Annotated in this window: 17 protein-coding genes; 8 read left to right on the forward strand and 9 right to left on the reverse strand. The window is 74.1% G+C overall.

All coding sequences use genetic code 11. The annotated features are described in order from the left end of the window. Positions 1–184: 184 nt before the first annotated feature. The 3 genes from HCU73_RS07470 to HCU73_RS07480 are packed head-to-tail and all read right to left on the reverse strand — an operon-like array spanning position 185 to position 4310. Positions 185–1246 (reverse strand): lipocalin-like domain-containing protein, encoded by a 1062-nt coding sequence (locus HCU73_RS07470; RefSeq protein WP_168622800.1) that lies wholly within the window; start codon positions 1244–1246, stop codon positions 185–187. Beyond that, positions 1236–3641 (reverse strand): FtsX-like permease family protein, encoded by a 2406-nt coding sequence (locus HCU73_RS07475; RefSeq protein ID WP_239025477.1) that lies wholly within the window; start codon positions 3639–3641, stop codon positions 1236–1238. The genes HCU73_RS07470 and HCU73_RS07475 overlap by 11 nt, the downstream gene beginning before the upstream one ends. A gap of 3 nt (positions 3642–3644) precedes the next feature. Then, on the reverse strand, positions 3645–4310 hold the full coding sequence (locus HCU73_RS07480; protein ID WP_168622801.1) for an ABC transporter ATP-binding protein: 666 nt from the start codon (positions 4308–4310) through the stop codon (positions 3645–3647). Between the two features lie 266 nt (positions 4311–4576). Here HCU73_RS07480 and HCU73_RS07485 point away from each other — a divergent pair, with 266 nt between their 5' ends. The 8 genes from HCU73_RS07485 to HCU73_RS07520 are packed head-to-tail and all read left to right on the forward strand — an operon-like array spanning position 4577 to position 12838. Then, on the forward strand, positions 4577–5857 hold the full coding sequence (locus tag HCU73_RS07485) for a serine/threonine-protein kinase (protein ID WP_168622802.1): 1281 nt from the start codon (positions 4577–4579) through the stop codon (positions 5855–5857). Next, positions 5854–6660 carry an FHA domain-containing protein gene (locus tag HCU73_RS07490; protein ID WP_168622803.1) on the forward strand — a complete coding sequence of 269 codons (807 nt, stop codon included), beginning with the start codon at positions 5854–5856 and terminating at the stop codon, positions 6658–6660. Before HCU73_RS07485 ends, HCU73_RS07490 begins: the two co-directional genes overlap by 4 nt. Continuing rightward, positions 6653–7552 (forward strand): PP2C family protein-serine/threonine phosphatase, encoded by a 900-nt coding sequence (locus tag HCU73_RS07495; RefSeq protein WP_168622804.1) that lies wholly within the window; start codon positions 6653–6655, stop codon positions 7550–7552. The genes HCU73_RS07490 and HCU73_RS07495 overlap by 8 nt, the downstream gene beginning before the upstream one ends. After that, positions 7549–8742, forward strand: a complete 1194-nt coding sequence (locus HCU73_RS07500) for a hypothetical protein (RefSeq protein ID WP_168622805.1) — start codon at positions 7549–7551, stop codon at positions 8740–8742. Before HCU73_RS07495 ends, HCU73_RS07500 begins: the two co-directional genes overlap by 4 nt. Continuing rightward, complete coding sequence (locus tag HCU73_RS07505) at positions 8739–10832, forward strand: dynamin family protein (protein WP_168622806.1); 2094 nt, start codon at positions 8739–8741, stop codon at positions 10830–10832. Before HCU73_RS07500 ends, HCU73_RS07505 begins: the two co-directional genes overlap by 4 nt. Beyond that, complete coding sequence (locus HCU73_RS07510) at positions 10829–11725, forward strand: dynamin family protein (protein WP_168622807.1); 897 nt, start codon at positions 10829–10831, stop codon at positions 11723–11725. The genes HCU73_RS07505 and HCU73_RS07510 overlap by 4 nt, the downstream gene beginning before the upstream one ends. 37 nt (positions 11726–11762) lie before the next feature. Continuing rightward, positions 11763–12128 carry a hypothetical protein gene (locus HCU73_RS07515; protein WP_168622808.1) on the forward strand — a complete coding sequence of 122 codons (366 nt, stop codon included), beginning with the start codon at positions 11763–11765 and terminating at the stop codon, positions 12126–12128. After that, entirely contained in the window at positions 12125–12838 is a 714-nt protein-coding gene (locus HCU73_RS07520) for a hypothetical protein (protein WP_168622809.1), read from the forward strand. The genes HCU73_RS07515 and HCU73_RS07520 overlap by 4 nt, the downstream gene beginning before the upstream one ends. Before the next feature lie 18 nt (positions 12839–12856). Here the strand turns inward: HCU73_RS07520 and HCU73_RS07525 are convergent, their stop codons facing one another. From HCU73_RS07525 to HCU73_RS07550, 6 genes are all read right to left on the reverse strand, one after another. After that, entirely contained in the window at positions 12857–14761 is a 1905-nt protein-coding gene (locus HCU73_RS07525; RefSeq protein ID WP_168622810.1) for a heavy metal translocating P-type ATPase, read from the reverse strand. Between the two features lie 346 nt (positions 14762–15107). Continuing rightward, entirely contained in the window at positions 15108–16679 is a 1572-nt protein-coding gene (locus tag HCU73_RS07530; protein ID WP_168622811.1) for a GMC family oxidoreductase, read from the reverse strand. A gap of 20 nt (positions 16680–16699) precedes the next feature. Next, on the reverse strand, positions 16700–17221 hold the full coding sequence (locus HCU73_RS07535; RefSeq protein WP_168622812.1) for a Twin-arginine translocation pathway signal: 522 nt from the start codon (positions 17219–17221) through the stop codon (positions 16700–16702). A gap of 56 nt (positions 17222–17277) precedes the next feature. After that, the gene (locus tag HCU73_RS07540; RefSeq protein WP_168622813.1) at positions 17278–17673 is read right to left on the reverse strand and encodes a VOC family protein; all 396 of its coding nucleotides are present in this window, start codon (positions 17671–17673) and stop codon (positions 17278–17280) included. Positions 17674–17779: 106 nt separating this feature from the next. Next, the gene (locus HCU73_RS07545; protein ID WP_168622814.1) at positions 17780–18073 is read right to left on the reverse strand and encodes a ribbon-helix-helix domain-containing protein; all 294 of its coding nucleotides are present in this window, start codon (positions 18071–18073) and stop codon (positions 17780–17782) included. A gap of 133 nt (positions 18074–18206) precedes the next feature. Continuing rightward, positions 18207–19019 carry a class II aldolase/adducin family protein gene (locus HCU73_RS07550; protein WP_168622815.1) on the reverse strand — a complete coding sequence of 271 codons (813 nt, stop codon included), beginning with the start codon at positions 19017–19019 and terminating at the stop codon, positions 18207–18209. Between the last annotated feature and the right edge of the window lie 144 nt (positions 19020–19163).

The following is a 19163-nucleotide window of genomic DNA, read 5'->3' on the forward strand; positions in this document are numbered from 1 at the left end:
CGGGATGCCACGGTTATCCGGCGGGTCCCTTCTGCCGGGGACCGCTCCGTCTTTGTTTTGACGCAAGATAGCCGGTTTCGGGGCATCTGAAAACCCGCTTGAAGCGGCGTCGGCAGACCGTTGCACGCCGCGCGCGCCGCCCGACGCCCCCGGACCGGCCCCGACGGGCCCCGGGTGCGGCCGCTCAGTCGTAGCCGGTCATCTCCAGGTAGCCGCGCCCGGCGTGGCTCCCGGCAAAGCGGATCGGGCCCTCCCAGTAGGACACCGACACGTCCATCCAGCTTTGCGGGTTCAGGGGCAGGGTGACGATGTCGACCCCCTGCGCGGGCAGGGCGATGCGCCACTCGGTCGGCACGGTCCGGCCCGCCACCTGCGTCTCGGCCAGCGGCGTCATGGTCAGCGCGCCGTCGGGGTAGGCGGTGGTGGTGCCGTCGGGCGCGATCCAGGTCGCGGCGGTGAAATCGGCCCCGCCACGGGCGCGCAGGGTGAAGCCCATCAGCCGCGCGCCGTCCTCGAACTGGAGCGAGACCCAGTCCCAGCCCTCCTGCGTCTCGGACAGGGGCTGCGACGACCATTCCCGGTCGAGCCAGGCGGTGCCGGTGACGGGCACCGCGCCGCCGGGCAGCTCGAGCGTGCCCGCGACGTCGTAGAAGGGCTGCGAATAGTAGTAGCTGGCCTGGCCTTCGGGCGACTTGACCGAATAGCCGCCCTCGCCGTGGAAGATCAGCGGCCCCGTGGCCCGCAGCGCGAGGTCATAGGCGAACCCGTCCCCGCGGGCGGTGACCCGCAGCGCGTCGAGCGCGTCGGCGCCGCCCGCCGCGGTCGACACCATCGCCCAGTCGTCGATCCAGGCCTCGAAGGGCTCGGCCTCGGCGCCCGCCTGCCCGATGCCGCCGCGGGCCAGCCGCTCGGCGCTGTAATGCGCCGCGGGCGTGGTCAGCCCGGCGTGGCCCATCCACAGCTGCGTCGCCTCCCAGCCCGCGGCGGGGCGGGGGGCCAGCGCCGAGCGGAACAGCGTCCACTGCGCGCCGTAGTCGGTGCCGTCGGGCCCCGTCAGGGTGGCGGTCAGGTACCACCATTCGATGCGGTAGGCGGGATGGGCGCCGTGATCGGCGGGAAAGGCGAACGCGGCCGGCCGTTCGGGGATGGCGAAGCCCTCGGCCGCGGTGCCGAGGCCCGCGAAGCCCTGCGCCCCCGCCGGCCCCGCGGCCAGCCACAGCGCGGCGAGAAGGATCCTAGCGTTCATGGGCAAAGACCTTGAGCAGCGTGGTGGGCGCCATCCGCCACAGCCGCAGCGCCGGCAGCGCGGCGGCCAGCAGCGCGGCGATCAGCGCCAGCGCCAGCAGGCGCAGCCAGTCGGCCGGGAACAGCTGCATCGGCAGGCGCCAGCCGAAGGCCTCGACGTTCACCACCGCCAGCAGCACCCAGGCCAGCACGAGCCCCACCGGCAGCGCCAGCGCGAAGGTCAGCGCGGCGAGGACCACGCTGCGCAGAAGCTCCAGCACCGCCAGCCGGCCCCGCGTCAGCCCCAGCGCCCAGACCGGCGCCAGCTGCGGCAGGCGCAGCCCCGCCAGCGTGGTCAGGCTGGTCAGGAGCGCCACGGCGGCCACCCCCAGCGTCAGGATGTTCAGCGCGCCCGTGACCCGGAAGGTCTGCTCGAACACCTCGAGCGAGAAGCGCTTGATCTGCGCCTGGTTCACCACCGCGTCGGCGGGCAGGCCGAAGTCCTCCCGCAACGCCGTGGCCAGCGCCGCGGCCTGATCGGGCGGCACGCGCAGGGCAAAGCGGGTGGCGGCGACCTCGGGCCAGGTCGCGGCAAAGACGGGCAGGGTGACGATGGCCTGCGCCATCGGGTTGCCGTAGTCGGAATACACCCCCACCACCGGCAGCGTCAGGCCCGGCGCAAGGCGCAGGGGCTCGCCCAGCGCGAGGTCGCCGAAGCGGAACAGCTGTTCGTTCACCAGCACGCCCGCGCCGGCGGCCAGCCGGTCCCAGGCCCCGGCCTCGGCGGCGATCAGCGGCCAGTTCTCGCGGAAGGTGGCGTGGTCGGCCTGCCCGTAGACGGCGCCGAGCCGGCCCGCCAGCGTGGCCTCGGCGCGCACGATGGGCAGCACCGCCTCGGCGCGCGGGGCGAGCCAGGCCTGCAGGCGCGCGGCCTCGTCGACGTCGGTGGCGGTGAGGTAGAGCTCGGCGGCCAGCCTCTGGTCGAGCCAGCCGAGGAAGGTGCCGCGGAAGCTGCCCACCATGGTCGACACGCCGATGTTCGCCGCCAGCGCCAGCAACAGCGCCATCAGCGCCAGCGACAGGCCGGGCAGCTGCTGGCGGGTGTCGGCAAAGAGCCACTCGGCCAGCGCCCCGCGGGCGCCACGGGCCGCAAGCCTCAGCGACAGCCCCAGCAGCGCCGGCAGCGCCAGCGCGGCCCCGAGCAGCAGCGCGGCCAGCGTGGCGAAACCCGTGACCAGCGAGCCGCCCCAGAGCGCAAGGCCCAGCGCCGCCGCGGCCAGCACCCCGGCCGCCGCCGCCTGCAGCCGCATCGCCCGGGCCGAGGCCTGCGCCCAGGCCCGCGGCTGGGCCGGGGCGAGGATCGGCAGCCGCGCGGTGCGGCGGAGCGCCTGCGCCCCGGCCAGCCCCGCGCCCGCCAGCGTCATCGCCAGCCCCGCCAGCGCCCAGCGCGGATCGAAGGACAGGCCGCCCGCCACCTCGGCCCCATACAGCCCCCGCAGCGTCCCCGCGACCCCCGGCATCAGCGCCGCCGCGATGGCGTAGCCCAGCGCCAGCCCGGCAAGCCCCGCGAGGATCGCCAGTGCGGCCAGTTCCAGCCCGAAGGCCAGCAGCAGCGTGCGCAGCGGCAGGCCCAGCGCCCGCAGCGTCCGCATCGTGGCGCGGCGCTGCTCGAAGGCGAGGCCGATGGCGGCATGGACGATGAACAGGCCGACCGCGAAGGACAAAAGCCCGAAGGCGGTGAGGTTGAGGTGGAAGCTGTCGGTCAGCCGGGCCACCCCGCTGTCGTCGCCGGGCGGCACGAGGCGCAGGCCGGTGGCCTCGGCCAGCGGCGGCAGGTGCGCGGGCTGGTCGGGCGCCACCAGCAGGAAGGACGGGTCCGCCTGCCCCAAGAGCCGCGCCGCGGTGCCGATGTCGGTGTAGGCGACGCCCGGCGGGATGCCGTCGCGGACCAGCACCGGGGGCAGGTCCGGGGGCAGGGGCCCGGCCTGCGTCGCGGGGCTCATCAACAGGACGCCCGGCGCGGTGAAGAAGGCGGCAAGATCGATCCCCTCGCCGCCCAGCGCCGGCCCGCCGGCGTCTGGCGGGGCCGTCAGCAGGTCGAGACCGAACAGCCTGAGCCGCGCCGCGCCGTCGCGCAGCTCGCCCGAGATCACCGGCGACACCGCGTGGCCCGCGCGCCGCAGCGCCACGTGCTCGGCCAGCGGCACCGGCCCGCCGTCGGGCGCCACCAGCCGCGCCAGCCGGTCCTGCCCCAGCGCCGCGGCGGCCTCGGCGTAGGAGCTGCGCGCCTCGGCGTTGATCGCCTGCACCCCCGACCACAGCGCGGTGGCCAGCGCCAGCCCCGCGAGCAGCGTGACCAGCTGCCCCGGGTGGCGCCGCCAGTGCGACAGGAGCGTGGCGAGGGCGGTCCGCAGCATGGCTCAGGCCGCGTCCGGGGCGCCGAGCCGCCCGCGCGACAGGTGCAGCCGCCGCCCGAGCCGCGCCGCAAGCCGGGTCGAGTGCGTGACCATCATCAGCGCCGCGCCGGTTTCCGCCACCAGCTCAAGGAGCAGCGCCAGCACCGCGTCGCCGGTCGCCTCGTCGAGGTTGCCGGTGGGCTCGTCGGCGAGGATCAGCTCGGGCCGGTGCGCCAGCGCCCGGGCGATGGCGACGCGCTGCTGCTGGCCGCCCGACAGCGCCTCGGGGTAGCGCGCCTCGAGGCCCGACAGGCCCAGCCGCCCGACCAGCTCGGCGCAGAGCCGCGGGTCGTGGCGCCCCGCGAGCCGCGCCTGGAACGCGATGTTCTGCGCCACGGTCAGGGACGGCACGAGGTTGAACTGCTGGAACACCAGCCCGATCCGGCCACGCCGCACCGCCGCCCGGCCGGCGTCGTCGAGGGCCCCGAGGCTTTGGCCGCCGATGCGGATCTCGCCGCTGTCGGGCGCGTCGAGCGCGGCGGCGAGGTGCATCAGCGTGCTTTTTCCCGACCCGCTTTCGCCGGTCAGGGCAAGCGCCTCGCCCCGGTCCAGCGCCAGCGACACGCCGCGCAGGACCTCCAGCGTGCCATGGGCCTTGGTCACGTCCGTGATCTGGAGAAACTCGGTCATGCCCCGCTACCTAGCAGGTCCGCGCGCCGGTGGTAGGGGCGGATGGCGCAGGGAGCGCCGCGGCGCCGCGCCCCGGCCCGGGCGGCGCGGACACGGGCGCCGGGCGCGGGGCCGGGGCCGGCACGCCATGATTTGTCCTTGTTCCAGACCCGAATTGACCACGTTCGGACGGCCGAATCCGGTTGATTCCCTTCCGCGTGCGGAAACGTGGCCAGGCGATCGGCCGAGCCGCACGCAAGGGGCCTGGGGCATCACGAGCGAGGACGATGGACTCCGCGCGGACGGACAGACGTGGCGATGAACTCCCGCCGGGGTCGACCCTCTGTGGCGGGCAGTACACCATTGACGGCTACCTGAACGCCGGCGGCTTCGGCGTGACCTACCTGGCGGGCGACAGCCTCGGGCGCCGGGTGGTCATCAAGGAATGCTTCCCCGGCGCCGTCTGCTACCGCGACAACGCGCAGGTCTGGCCCCGCTCGCGCAGCACCGGCGGCGAGTTCGAGACCATCCTCGGCCTGTTCGAGAAGGAGGCGCAGGCGCTGGCCGCCCTCCAGCACCCCTACATCGTCGGCGTGCACCAGTATTTCCGCGAGAACGGCACCGCCTACATGGCGATGGACTTCATCGAGGGGCGGACGCTGCTCGACGTGATCGAGACCGAGCCGCACCGCCTGACGCCGGACGAGGTCAAGCAGCTGCTGATCCGGCTCCTGCAGGCGGTGCAGTACATCCACGAGCACGACATCCTGCACCGGGACATCTCGCCCGACAACATCCTGATCGACCGCGACAACCTGCCGGTGCTGATCGACTTTGGCGCGGCGCGCGAGGGCGCGACCCGGGTCAGCCGGGTGCTGTCCAAGGTGCTGACCGTCAAGGACGGGTATTCGCCGCAGGAATTCTACCTCGCCGGCAGCGACCAGGTCCGCTCGAGCGACCTCTACGCGCTGGCGGCGACCTTCTACCACGTCGTTGGCGGCCAGCCGCCCCCCAGCAGCCACAAGCGCATGGCCGCCGTCGCCCGCAACCTCGCCGACCCGTTGCGGCCGCTCGAGGGGGTCGCGGGCTACGACGCGCATTTCATCGACGCGATCAACCAGTGCCTCAGCATCTTTCCGCAGCAGCGCCTGCCCAGCGCGGCGGCCTGGCGCGACGTGATCGACCGCGAGCGCCGCATCAAGCGGGCGCTGGAACAGGCCGCCCGCGACGAGGAGCTCGACCGCCGCATCCGCGCGCTGGTGGCCGAGTTCCGCCGCGACTTCGTGCCGGTCGCCCCGCCCGCGCCGGCACCCGCCGCCGCCCCGACCCCGCCCCCGACGGCGCGCCCCGAGCCCGACACGGCAGGGCCAGCCGCCTCCGACGAGGTCGTCGCCATCGACCTGGCCGAAGCCGCGGCCGCGGAGGCGCCCGGCCCGGCGGACGACCCGGCCGACGCGCCCGCGGCGCCCGCCGCCCCGGCGAAACGGCCGCGCGGCCGGCTGTTCTCGCGGATCATCCGCCGCCGGACGGGCGCTGCCGCACAGGACACGAGCTGGAGGACCTCATGAACATCAGGAGCCTGAGAAACGTCGCGGTGCGGATGCGGCCGCTGGGCTCGGCCGGTGGGGCCGAGCCGCCCTCGGACGATCCGCCCTGGGGGGACGAGCCGCCCCTGCCGGTCCGCTCGGCCGCGCCCGACCCGGCACCTGCGCCGGCCGCGCCGGAGATCCCCGCGCCCCCCGCCGCTGCCGCCACCCCGCCGCGCCGCAACATCTGGGATCTCGACCCCGAACCGCCCGCGGACCCCGCGCCGGCCCCCGCCCCCGTCCGCGCCGAGCCGCCGATGCCCCCCGAGGTGGCGCGCCCGCCCCGGCGCCCCGACCTCGGCGCAGCACCGGCGGCCCCCTCGGCCCGGGCCAAGACGCGCATCCTGGGCTTTCACGCGCAGGAGCTGGAGGCCGACGGCCTGGCCCCCGGCGCCGGGGCCGCGCCGCGCGGACCGTCCTTTCCGGCCGGCTGGCTGGTGGTGGTCGACGGGCCCGGCCGCGGCGCCTATTTCGCGGTCTCCACCCATGTCTCCAGCATCGGCCGCGGCGCCGACCAGGATGTGGCGCTGGATTTCGGCGACATGAGCATCTCGCGCAGCGGGCACGCCTCGGTGCTCTACGACGAGGAGCAGAACCGCTTCTTCATCGGGCACGGCAACAAGGCCAACGTGGTGCGCCGCAACGGTCAGCCGGTGCTCGCCACCGAGGAGATGCACGACGGCGACCTGATCCGCATCGGCAAGACCACGCTGCGCTTCGTGGCGCTGTGCGGCGCCGATTTCCGCTGGAACACCGGCGAGGGCGGGGAGGACGCGGATGCCTGACAGCCTGTCGTTCCAGATCGACGCCGCGGCGGCGCTGGCCCAGGGCGCCCGCACCCGGCAGGAGGACGCGCTGGCCGTCGCCTTTCCCGACGGCGCCGAGCGCGGCTTTGCCGTGCTGTCGGACGGCATGGGCGGCCACGCGGCGGGGGATCTCGCCAGCCGGATCATCGTGGCCGAGGTCTTCGCCGAGCTGACCATCGGCCAGGCGGCGCGCGACGGCGCGGGCCCCGACATCCGCCGCCTGCTGCGCAAGGCGGTGGACCAGGCCAACGCCTCGCTGCAGGCCCATGCCGAGGCGCGCCGCGCCGACCAGGGCATGGGCGGCACGGTCATCGCCACCATCCTCGACGGCGACGGGCTGCACTGGATCTCGGTGGGCGACTCGGTGCTCTACCTGTTCCGCGACAACGCGTTGAGCCGGCTGAACGCCGATCACTCGATGGCCCCGCAGATCGACCTGATGGCGGCCCAGGGCATGATCTCGGTCGAGCAGGCGCAGGCGCACCCGCAGCGCAACTGCCTGATCTCGGCCCTGACCGGCGACGAGATCGAGGCCATCGACTGCCCCGACCAGCCCCTGCGCCTGCGCGAGGGCGACGTGGTCATCCTCGCCTCGGACGGGCTGCAGTTCCTGCCCGACCCGATCATCGAGGCGGTGCTGCTGCGCGCCCGGCAGGAGGACAGCCGCACCATGGCGCAGGACCTGCTCGACGCGCTCGCCAGGATGGACGACCCAGAGCAGGACAACACCTCGATCGTGGTGCTGCGCGTGACCGCGCTGCGCCCGCGCGACCGCGCCGCCCGCGGCTGGATCGCGCGCAGCGGCCTGTTGCGCGCCTGGCGCCGCACGGTCGCGCCGCCGGTGCACCTCAGCCAGCGGGGCCGCGCATGAGGGACTGCGTCGAGGTCGACATCTCCGGGCCGGTGGCGCAGCTCGAGGGGCTGTTGGCCCGGGCGACGCTGTCGCCCAAGGACGCGGCGCGCTGCGCAAGGCTGGCCGAGGCGCTGCGCCGCCCGGCGCGGCTGTGCCTGCTCGGGCCCGACCCGGCGCTGCTGCACTGGCTGCTGGCGGGGCTGATCGGCGAGGCGCCGGTCGCGGCGGGGCAGATGCCGCCCGCGCTGGAGGTGTCGCACGGCGAGGCGCCCCGCACCGTCGCCACGCTGGGCGACGGCAGCACGCTGGCGCGGCCGGGGCTGCCGCAGCCCGACATGCTGGCCCGGGCGCCGGTGTTCCTGGCGGTCGAGGCGCCGGTGGCGCTCCTGCGGCGGATGTCGGTGCTGGCCGTCTGCCTCGACGTCGACCCGGCGCAGCATGTCCCCGCGCTCGCCTGGGCCGCCCGCCGGAGCGAGATCGCGCTGTGGTGCACGGCCAGCTTCGGGCCGGCAGACGCGCGGATCTGGGCCGCGGCCCCGGACCGGTTGCACAACCACGCGGTCCTCGTTGAACGGGCGCCGGCCCCGACGCCGCCCCGCCTGCCCGCGGGGGCGGAGTTCGTGGCGCGCTTCGCCGCCGGGCCTGCGCCCGACGACGGCGCGGCCGCCCCCCGCGCCCTGGTCGCGGCGCTGCAGGAGCGGCTCCTGGCCGACATGGACGAGGCCCGCGCCGCCGACCTCGACGCGACGCGGCTGTTCCTGCACCGCCTCGGGTCCGCCGTGCCCGCGCCGGCGGCGGCCGTGGCGCCGCGCGCCGCGCCGGCCGCCGATGCGGCCCCCTCCGCCGGGATGCGCGCGCTGGTTTCCGAGCCGTTGCTCTACCTCACGCGGCGGGCGCGGGCGCTGGCGCAGGCGCTGGCCTGGCCGGACGAGGGCGGCGACTGGGCCGCCGAGGTGCTCGACGGCTGCTGCGAGACCGCCGAGGGGCTGCGCGACCGGGCCGCCGACTGGCCCGAGGACGACCCCGCCGCCACCGCGCTGCGGCAGGCGATCGAGGAGATGGGCGACACCGCGCTGCTCCTGCAGATCGAGGGCGGTGCCGAGGCCGCCGAGACCGCGGCGGCGCTCATGGGACAGATGCGGTGGGAGCTTGAACAGGCGCTGGCGCGGTCGCCGGCGCCGGACCTTGAACCGGGAGTGGGCCGATGAAACAGGACCGTCACGCCAAGACCCCGCTGGCGGGGGACCCCGTGGGCGACCCGCTGATCGCGGCGACCTACCGGGGGCTGGAGCCGCTGGTGACCGACATGGCCCGGCTGGACGAGGCGCTGCGCCTGCTGCTCGAGGTCGGCGACACCGCGCGCGAGCCCGAGATCCGCAAGCTGCGCCAGTCGCTGCGCGAGGTCGAGCCGACGGTGACGATGATCGGCCAGGTCAAGGCCGGCAAGACCACGCTGGTCGACGCCTTGATCGGGCGGCCGGGCCTGCTGCCCGCCGACATCAACCCCTGGACCTCGGTGGTGACGTCGCTGCACGTGTCGCCGCGGATCGCGCTCGACGCACAGAAGTCGCGGTTCCGTTTCTTCACCGACGACGAATGGTCGAACCTGCTGCGCAAGGGCGGCCGCGTGGGCGAGCTTGCCAGCCGCGCCGGCGCCGACCAGGAGCTGGAGAAGGTGCGCCGCCAGCTCGAGGAGATGCGCGAGAAATCCCGCCAGCGCCTCGGCAGCCGCTTCGAGATGCTGCTGGGCCAGACCCACGACTACGGCTACGTCGATGCCGACCTGATCCAGCGCTACGTCTGCCTCGGCGACGAGCCGGACATCGCCGCCGCGGCCGGCGCCGACAGCGGGCAGGGCCGCTTTGCCGACATCACGCGGTCGGCCGACCTGTTCCTGTCGCAGCCCGCCCTGCCGATGCCGGTCTGCCTGCGCGACACCCCCGGCGTGAACGACACCTTCATGGTGCGCGAGCAGATCACGGTGAACGCGATCCGCGCCAGCCGGCTCTGCGTCGTGGTCCTGTCGGCGCACCAGGCGCTGTCGACGGTCGACCTCGCGCTGATCCGGCTGATCGCCAACATCCGGTCCCGCGAGGTGGTGCTGTTCGTGAACCGGATCGACGAGCTGTCCGACCCGGTCCGCGAGATCCCCGAGATCCGCGACAGCATCCGCGCCACCCTGCGGGCCCACAGCGGCCCGGCCGACGCCGAGATCCTGTTCGGCAGCGCGCACTGGGCGGTGCACGCGCTGCGCGGCGAGCTGGACCGGATCGGCGAACGCAGCGCACGCGCCCTGATCGCGCTGGCCGAGGACGAGGTGCGGCGCGGGATGGTCGAAACCGATGCCGCGGCGATGGTGTGGCACCTGTCGGGCCTGCCCGCGCTGGGCCGCGTGCTGGCCGACCGGATCACCCATGGCGAAGGCGCCGAGGTGGTGGACCGCATCGCGCGGCAGGGGCGCAACCTTGCGCAGGGCGTGTCGGCGGGCGTGCTGCTGGCGGCGCGCGGCGGCGGCGCCCGCGGGCCTGGCCGTCCGGTGGATGCCGCGGCGCTGGCGCACCGCTTCGACGCCCTGGCGCGCAAGGCCGAGGCGGATCTTGCGGGCCGTCTCGACGGGGTGCTCGCCGCCTTCGAGGGCCGGCTGCAGTCGTCGCGCGGCACCTTCGTGTCGCGCGCCACCGGGGCGCTGCTGCAGCATCTGGAGACCGAGGGCGACACCGAGGTCTGGACCTACGACCCCTCAGGGCTGCGGGCGCTGCTGCGGTCGGGCTACCACCTGTTCACCGGCAAGGCCACGCGCGCCGCCGAGGCGGTCTTCGCCGAGACCGCGCAGGCGGTGGCCGAGATCGGCGCCGCGGGGCTGGACCTCGAGCCGGGCACCTTCGCGCTCGACCCGCCGTCGCTTCCCGAACCGCCGGTGCCGGTCATGCTGGGCCAGACCATCGCCCTCGATATCCGCGGCAACTGGTGGACGCGCTGGTGGCGCCGCCGGCGCAGCCCGCAGGCCTATGCCGAGGAGTTCGCCGCCCTGATCGACGCCGAGATCGCGCCGGTCATCGCCGAGCTGCAGACCGGCCATGCCGCCGCCCATGCCGACCGGCTCAAGGCGCTGCTGGGCGAGTTCCTGGCCGCGGAACGCGCCAGCCTGATGGACCTCGCGCAGCGCAGCGCCGGCGACCTCGCCGCGCTGCGCCGCCAGCAGGACGAGGACCGCCTGCGCATCGAGGCCCGGATCGACCGCGCCCGGCTGCTGCTTGCCGGGTTCCACAAGACCGAAGTGAAGGAGGCCGCAGAATGACGGACCAGGACGTGACGGCCCGCGCGGCCGCGAAACCGCGCATCGCGCTCCTCGGCGAGTTCAGCGCCGGCAAGAGCACGCTGGCCAACGCGCTGCTTGGGCAGGACAGCTCGCCCGTGCGCGTGACGGCGACCCAGGTGCCGCCGATCTGGTACAGCGCCGGGTCGGACGATCCCGTCCATGTCGGCATCGACGGCACCGAGACCGTCATCGACCACGACGAGATCAGCCGCATCCCGGTGCTGGGCACGCGGGCGGTGCGGGTGTTCCTCGAGGCCGATCTGCTGGACGCGGTGGACCTGATCGACATGCCCGGCAGCTCCGACCCGAACATGTCGTCCGACATCTGGGATGCGCTCCTGCCGCTGGCCGACATCGTGCTGTGGTGCACGCCCGCGTCGCAGGCCTGGCGCCAGTCCGAGGCCGCGATCTGGGAGGGCGTTCCCGAAGAGCTGCAGGCGCGCAGCCTGCTGCTGCTCACGCGTATCGACACGGTGCGCAACGAGGTCGACCGCGCCCGGCTGCTGGCCCGGGTCCGCCGCGAGACCGCGGGCCAGTTCCGCGCCGTGCTGCCGGTGTCGCCGCTCCTTGCGATGGAGGCGGGCGACGACGCCGACCTGCAACGCGCCTCGGGCCTGCCGCGCCTTATGGACGTGCTGGCCGAGGTGGTCGCCGATCTGCGCGCCCCCGCCCGCCGCACCGCCGACATCGCCGCCGACCTGCGCCGGGCCCGCGCCGGGGACAGCGGCGCGCCCGGGCCGGACGGGGCCGGGGACGGGGCAGGGGCCGAGCCTCAGGTGCCGCAGGGTGCCCCGTCGGGCGTGATGCCCCGCCGGATCCGTCCCGCGGGCGGGGCCGCGCGCCCGGGCCGCCCGCGCGAAGCGCTGATCTGACCGGCGCCGAGACCCCCATGACACCGGAGCGCCCCGCATGACCCCCGACACCCTCGCCCGTCTCCGCCGCGCGGTGCCGGCCTGCTCGCTGGTGGTCTGGGCCGACATCGACAAGGGCACGGTGCTGGCCGCCGACGGCGACCTGGCCTATCCGCAGGAACATCTCGACGCGCTGGGGGCCTGCGCGGCGCAACTGCTGGAGGTCGCCGCCCCGGGCTCCGGCCGTCAGCCCGACAGCGCGCTGTTCGCCGGGCCGACCGGCTGCCGGGTGTTCTTCCGGGTGCCCGGGGCGCCGGCCGAGGCGATCTGCTGTCTCGGCGGGCCGGTCGCGGACCCCCCGGCGCTGCTCGACCGGCTCCGCGGGGCGCTTGCCGCCGCGCCGCACCCGGAGGCCGCGGCATGAACCCGCGCGGCGCGGTGCGCGCGCGGCTGATCCAGGCGGCCCTCGACGGCCCGCCGCCGCCGATCCCGGCAACGCCGGACGACGCGCTGCGGGCGGTGCTCGACCGGGTCGACACGACGGTGCTGGCGCGGCGGCTGACGATCCGCGGCGCGGGCGGCCGGGCCATCGCCCTTGACGCGGCGAATCGGCGTCTGCTGTCGCTTGCGGGGGATGCGGGCGGCGGCGCGCTCGGCCCCGGCGACGCGGCGGCGGTGGCGGCGGCCCTGCGCAGTGCGCTGGCCGGGGGCGGGCCGGTGACGGTCCGGTCCGGCCCGGCCGCACCGGGCGCGGGGGCGGGGCAGGTGGGCCTGACGCCGGCGGCCGTCCTGTCCGCTGCGGGCCTGGCCCCCCTTCCGGCCGCGGCCGCCTGCGCGCCGTCGCCCGAGGCCCTGTGCACGGTCCGCCTTGGCGAAGGCGCGCCCGATCCCGCCGTGCCGGAGGACGCGGAGACCGCCGAGCTGGCCGACTGGGCGGCCGGGGCGCTGGACCAGCTCCTGTCCGACACCTTCCCGCTGGCCGCGAGCCTCGAGACGGAGGGCACGCTGTGGCTCGACTACGGCGCGGAGGGGCGCATCCGCATCGCGGGCGACCTGGGCGGTTTCGACGTCAGCGTCCTTGGCCCCGACCCGGACGCGCCCCGGCCCCGGTCCGGCGGCGCGGCCTGCGGGTGACGCGGCGGGAGGCCCAGATCACCGCGCGCCGTCCGGGGCGAGGCCGGCCTGCCCTGCGGGGACGGGTGGCGGCGTTGTGGCGGGGTCATGGGGCGTGATGCGCAGGGCGCGCAGCGCGTTCAGGATCACGGCGACGTCGATGACCTCCTGCAGGAGCGCGCCCTGCACCGGCGTAAGGTAGCCGAAGGCCGCCGCGATCATTCCCAGCACCGACAGGCCGATCCCGGCGACGACGCTTTCGACGGCGATGCGGCGGGCCCCGCGCGCGATCTCGATCCCCGGACCCAGCCGGTCGATGCGGTCCACCAGGAGCACCACGTCCGCCGCCTCGGCCGAGGCCGCCGCGCCCCGCGCCCCCATCGCCACGCCCACGTCGGCCGCCGCAAGGGCGGGCGCGTCGTTGACGCCGTCGCCCACCATCATCACGGGCCCGTTCTTGCGCTCGGTCAGCACCAGAAGCACCTTCTGGTCCGGCGTCAGGCCCGCGCGCAGCCCGTCGAGGCCCAGCCCCTCGGTCACGCGCTCGGCCACGTCCGCCCGGTCGCCGGTGGCGAGCAGGATGCGCGAGATCCCCTCCCGCCGCAGCCCGTCCAGCATGGCGCCCGCACCCTCGCGCAGCGGGTCGGACATGACGAGGTGCCCCGCCATGCGGCCATCCACGGCCACCGCGACGAGGACGGAGCCCGCGGCCATGGCGGGGTGATCGCCCGGCCGCCGCCCGACGCGCGACGCGACGAAGCCGTCCCCGCCGACGATGACCTTGCGGCCCTCGACATGGCCGAGGACGCCCTCGCCGGGGATCTCCGCCACCTCGGACGGCACGGCGAGGGGCAAGCCGCGCGCCTTGGCGGCCGCGACGATCGCCTGCGCGACCGGATGCTTGGACGCCTGGTCGAGCGCCGCGGCGAGGCGCAGGATGTCGTCCTCCGCCATGCCGTCGTGGCTGTCGATCGACACGATCTGCGGGCGGCCGTCGGTCAGTGTGCCGGTCTTGTCCAGGATCAGCGTGCGGATGCGCGCCATCGTCTCCAGCGGCCCCGCGCCCTTGATCAGCACCCCGAAATGCGCCGCCCGCGACAGCCCCGCGACCAGCGCGACCGGCACGGCGAGGATCAGCGGACAGGGCGTGGCCACCACCAGCACGGCGACCGCCCGGATCGGGTCGCCGGTGGCCCACCAGGCGGCGACGGCGATGCCCACGGTGACGGCGAGAAAGCCCAGCGACCAGCGGTCGGCCAGCCGCGACATCGGCGCCTTGGATGCCTGCGCCGCCTCGACCAGCCGGACGATCCCGGCGTAGGTGCTGTCCTTCGCCTCGCGCGTGGCGGTCAGGTCGAAGGCCTCGCCCGCGTTGGTCGCGCCGCTCATCGCCTCGGCCCCCTGCGCCAGCCGCACCGGCAATGACTCGCCCGTCAGCGCCGAGGTGTCGACGAAGGCCGCCGCCGAGGCCACCGCCCCGTCCACCGGCACCACGTCGCCCTGCCGGATCAGCAGGCGGTCGCCGGGGGCGATCCGGTCCAGCGGCACCTCCTCCAGCCCGCCGTTGCGGTGCCGGGTCGCGGTCCGGGGCACGCGGGACAGCAGGTCGTGCATCTCGGCCCTGGCGCGGCCCTCGGCGAAGGCCTCGAGGAAGGTGCCGCCCGAATACATCACCGCGACCACCGCCGCCGCGAGCGTCTCGCCGAAGACCAGCGCCGCGGACATGGACAGCGCGGCGACGATGTCGAGGCCGACCTCGCCCGAGCGCAGGCTGCGCAGGATCTCGACCACCAGCGCCGCCAGCGCGGGCACGACGCCGGCGATCCAGACCATGTCCGCGAGGGCGCCCCGGCCGGCGACGGAGAACCCCAGCCCCGCCGTCAGGCCGGCCGCGGCCAGCACCAGGATGGCCGTCTTGACGCGATCGGTGCGGGTCCTGTCCATGCGGCTCATGCTTCCCGGGCCGGGGCGGCGGTCGACTGCGCTACGGAAATGGACCGTCCGACGCCGAGGCCGCCGGCCCGGGCCGCATCATCGCGCAGGAGGGCCGGGGCGTCGAGCCTGCTTCGCCATCCCCGCGCCGCACCTGCCACGCCGCGGCGGTCCCGGTCGGATCGCCGCCCCTTGGCGCATGGCCGGCGTCCGTGCAGGCGGATGACCCCGACACGCCCGTCCCGCTGCCGTCGGCGCAGCCGTGCCTGCGCCCCGCGAAAAGGGCCGCGTCCCGGAGGACGCGGCCCTGTCGGTCGAGGTGGGGCAGGGCGCCTGTGGGCACCCTGCCGGGGGGGGGTCAGAGCGCGCCGGCCGACATCTGGCGGGCGATGTGGTCGGCCTGCCGGATCGCCAGCGCCACGATGGTCAGCGTCGGGTTCTCCGCCGCGCCGGTCGTGAACTGCGAGCCGTCCGAGACGAACAGGTTGGCGACGTCGTGCGTCTGGCCCCAGCGGTTGACCACCCCGTCGCGCGGGTTCTCGGACATCCGGTTCGTGCCGAGGTTGTGCGTCGACGGGTAGGGCGGCGTCGGGAAGGTGCGGGTCGCGCCCACCGCCTCGTAGATCGCCTGGCCGCGGGCATAGGCGTGGTTGCGCATCGCGACGTCGTTGGGGTGATCGTCGAAATGCACGTTCGCCACCGGCAGGCCCCAGCGGTCGGTGACGTCGTGGTTCAGCGTCACCCGGTTGGTTTCCTGCGGCATGTCCTCGCCCACGATCCACATGCCGGCCATGTTCTGGTAGCTGTCGAGGGCCGAGGTGAACTCGCGCCCCCAGCCGCCCGGATCGAGGAAGGCCGCCATGAAGGGCAGGCCCAGCGCCAGCGTCTCCAGCTCGTAGCCCGCGACGAAGCCGCGCGAGGGATCGTGCCGCGCCTCGTCCTGGATGATGCCCGCCATGGTCGTGCCGCGCCACATGCGCACCGGCTGGTCGAACACGCCGTAGACCGAGCCGGTGACGTGGCGCATGTAGTTGCGCCCGACCTGGCCCGAGGAATTGGCGAGCCCGTCGGGGAACATCGACGAGGCCGAGTTGAGCAGGAGCCGCGGGCTCTCGAAGGAGTTGCCGGCGACGCAGACGATGCGCGCGCGCTGGAACTGCAGGGCGCCGTCGCGGTCGAAGTACTCGACCCCGGTCACCAGCCCGCGGTCGTCGTGCAGGATGCGCGCGACATGGGCGTTCTCGCGCACCTCGAGGTTGCCGGTGGCCTCGCCCCGCGGGATGTCGGTGTAGGCCGCCGACCACTTGGCGCCCCACTTGCAGCCCTGGAAGCAGAAGCCCGTCTGCTGGCAGGCGGGCCGGCCGTCGAAATCGGCCGAGTTGATCGCCATGCGCCCGGTATGCACCTCCTCGTAGCCGACCGCGCGGGCGCCGGCCTCGAAGACCTTGTAGTTGTTGTTGCCGGGCAGGCCCGCGCGGCCGCCGGTGCGGGTGACGCCCAGCTTTTCCTCGGCCAGGTCGTACCAGGGCGCCATCTCGACCTCGTCGATCGGCCAGTCGAGCAGGTTCGCGCCCTGCACGCGGCCATAGGTCGTCGCGGCCTTCCACTCATGCGGCTGGAAGCGGATCGAGGCGCCGGCCCAATGGGTCGTGGTGCCGCCGACGGCCTTCACGATCCAGGCGGGCAAGCCCGAGAAATCCCGCGCGACGCGCCAGTCGCCCGAGGTGGTGCGCGGGTCGGTCCAGGCGAGCTGCCCGAAGCTGTCCCACTCGTCGTTGAGGTAATCCTCGGGCAGGTAGCGCCCGCCGGCTTCGAGGGCCACGACGCTGACGCCGCGCTGGGCCAGTTCGTTGGCCAGCACGCCGCCGCCCGCGCCGGTGCCGATGATGACGACCACGCCGTCGTCGTTGAGGTCGAATGGAGCTGCCATGGTGTGTCCTCCCTTTCAGATCACAGCCAGGTGATGTCGTCGAAGCCGCGGTGGAGGTATCCACCCTGGCTGAAGCTTTCGCCCTCGTAGCCGAACAGCGGCCAGACCTCCTTCTGGTTGTAGAGGCCGGTCACGAGGCCGCCGCGGATCTGCTGGAAGAAGGCGCTGTCCTCCATCGACCGCAGGATGTCGACGCGGTCGCGTTCCCAGCCGGTGCCGACGTAGCTGGGAAAGCCGCGCCCGCGCGCCGCCGCGTCCAGCGCGGCGATGCCGGCGGTGATGGCCGCGGCCTGCTCGGGGGTGTCGTAGCCGCGCACGGCGACGACGTAGTATTCGTCGGCGACGTAGTCGTGCGGGTAGATGTCCCGCGCCATCTGCACCAGTGTGGCGAAGGTCTCGGAGTCGAGATGGGTGGTCTCGATCGCCCAGGCGGCGTTGGGCGCGGCGATGAAGCCTGCCCCCACCACGAAGGCACCCATGGCGCTGGCCCGCGCCAGAAGCTGACGGCGTGTCAGGCCACGTGGAGTCTCGTGCTTGCTCATGTCTGTTCCTCCCTTGAACCGTTGACGGCGCAGGACGCCGCCGCAGGCCGCCCCGATCACAGGAAGCGGCCACCTCTTTGCAGGACCTCGATCTGGTAGCCGTCGGGGTCCGCGACGAAGAAGAAGCGGGCGATCACCTCGCCCGCGGGCGCGAAATCCACCAGCCGGCGCGGCGCCAGCCCCGCGGCCTCGAAGCGCGCGTGTTCGGCGGCGGCGTCAGTGACGGACACCGCGAAATGCCCGTAGCCGTCGCCGAGGTCGTAGGGGTCGGTCCGGCCCTTGTTGACCGTCAGTTCCAGCTCGAACGTGCTTTCCCCGTTCGACAGGTACACGAGCGTGAAATCCGGGAAATCGAGCCGGTCCGCCACCGTCAGGCCAAAGGCCTCGCGGTAGAAGGCGACCGATCGTGCCTCGTCCAGCACGCGGATCATGCTGTGGATTGCCTTGGCCAACGCTCTGTCTCCTGTCCGTTGTCTGGGGTCGGAACAGGATAGACTCGGGTGGGCCGGGGGCGGGTAGTATCGGGATACTACCCCGTGCGGAATGGCCCGCGGCGCGCTACTCCGCGGCGATCTGCGCGGCCCGCGGGCGTTCGCCCGAGGCCATGAACACCAGGCAGGCCGTGCGCAGGAGCGAGGTGAAATTCGGCGGCTCGCCGCGCAGGATCAGCACCTCGGAGTGCAGCTGCGAGATGAAGGCGGGCGTGCTGAGCCCGTCGCGGGCCGAGATCTGGTCAAGCAGGTCCCAGAACGCGTTTTCCAGCCTGATGCTGGTGCTCTGACCATTGATCCTCAGCCGCCGCGTCGTCAGGGCGTAGCGGTGCGGGTCCTGTCCGGCAAAGACTTCACACATGGCTTCCTTCCCCTTCTTGTACAAGATGGATGGGACCCGCCGGTCTGGGGGCGGGTGCCGCAAGGTGACCGAAAAAGCTTCGGCGCGGCGACGGGTGCTGTCCAGAACAATCGTCGCTGCACCTGCAAAGGTTTCAGTCGAACATGTCGGGCTGATCGACCACCAGCTGGTTCCAGATCGTCTGGAAATGCAGCCAGCCGATGTACTCGCTGCCGACATGCTCGCGCGAATAGCGGGCGCGGTCGGCGGGGATGCGGATGGGCTCGATCCCCGAGGCGGCGATGGCCAGCTGCTGCTGGCAGCAGCGCTCCAGCGCGATGAACCAGAAGGCCGCGCTTTCGATGGAATGGCGGCTGGCGGTGAGCAGGCCGTGGTTCTGGTGCAGCGCGGCCTTCACGCCCTTGAACGCCTTGGCCACGTCCGAGCCCGCGTGGTTTCCCACCGCCACCGCGCCGCCCTGTTCGCCGATCACCACGTGATCCTCGAAGAAGGCGCAGGCGTCCTGCGTGATCGGGTCGATCGGCCGGCCCGTCGCGCACCAGGCGGTGCCGTAGGTGGTGTGGGCGTGGCACATGGCGATGATGTCGGGGTGTTCCTCGTGCACGTTCGCGTGCAGCACGAACCCCGCGCGGTTGACCGCATGGGTGCCCTCGATCACCCGGCCGGCATGGTCGACGAGGATCAGGTTCGACACCTTCACCTTGTCGAAATGCACGCACATCGGGTTGGTCCAGTAGAGCTCGGGCCGCTCGGGGTCGCGCACCGTCAGGTGGCCGGCGAACCCGTAGTCGAAGCCGTGCAGCGCGAAGGCCCGGCAGGCGGCGACGAGGCGTTCCTTGCGGTGGCGGCGCTCGTCCTCGACGGTGTCGAAGTCCGGCAGTACCGGAAAGATCAGCCCGTCCTGTTCGGGCTGGTAGATCGAGACGCGGTTTCCGAGATCGAGCATGGCCTTGGTCCTCCCTTCGGCGTGATGATCGGGCGGGGACACGCGCGGCCTCCTCCCCGCCGCGCGGTCGACCCGCCCTCGGCGCAGTATTGAAACCGCGCGCAGGACCAGCAATTCTGCGGTGGCAATAACTGTTATCGTGAT

The sequence above is a fragment of the Roseicyclus persicicus genome (genome assembly GCF_012395815.1).
Classification (GTDB): Bacteria; Pseudomonadota; Alphaproteobacteria; order Rhodobacterales; family Rhodobacteraceae; genus Roseicyclus; species Roseicyclus persicicus.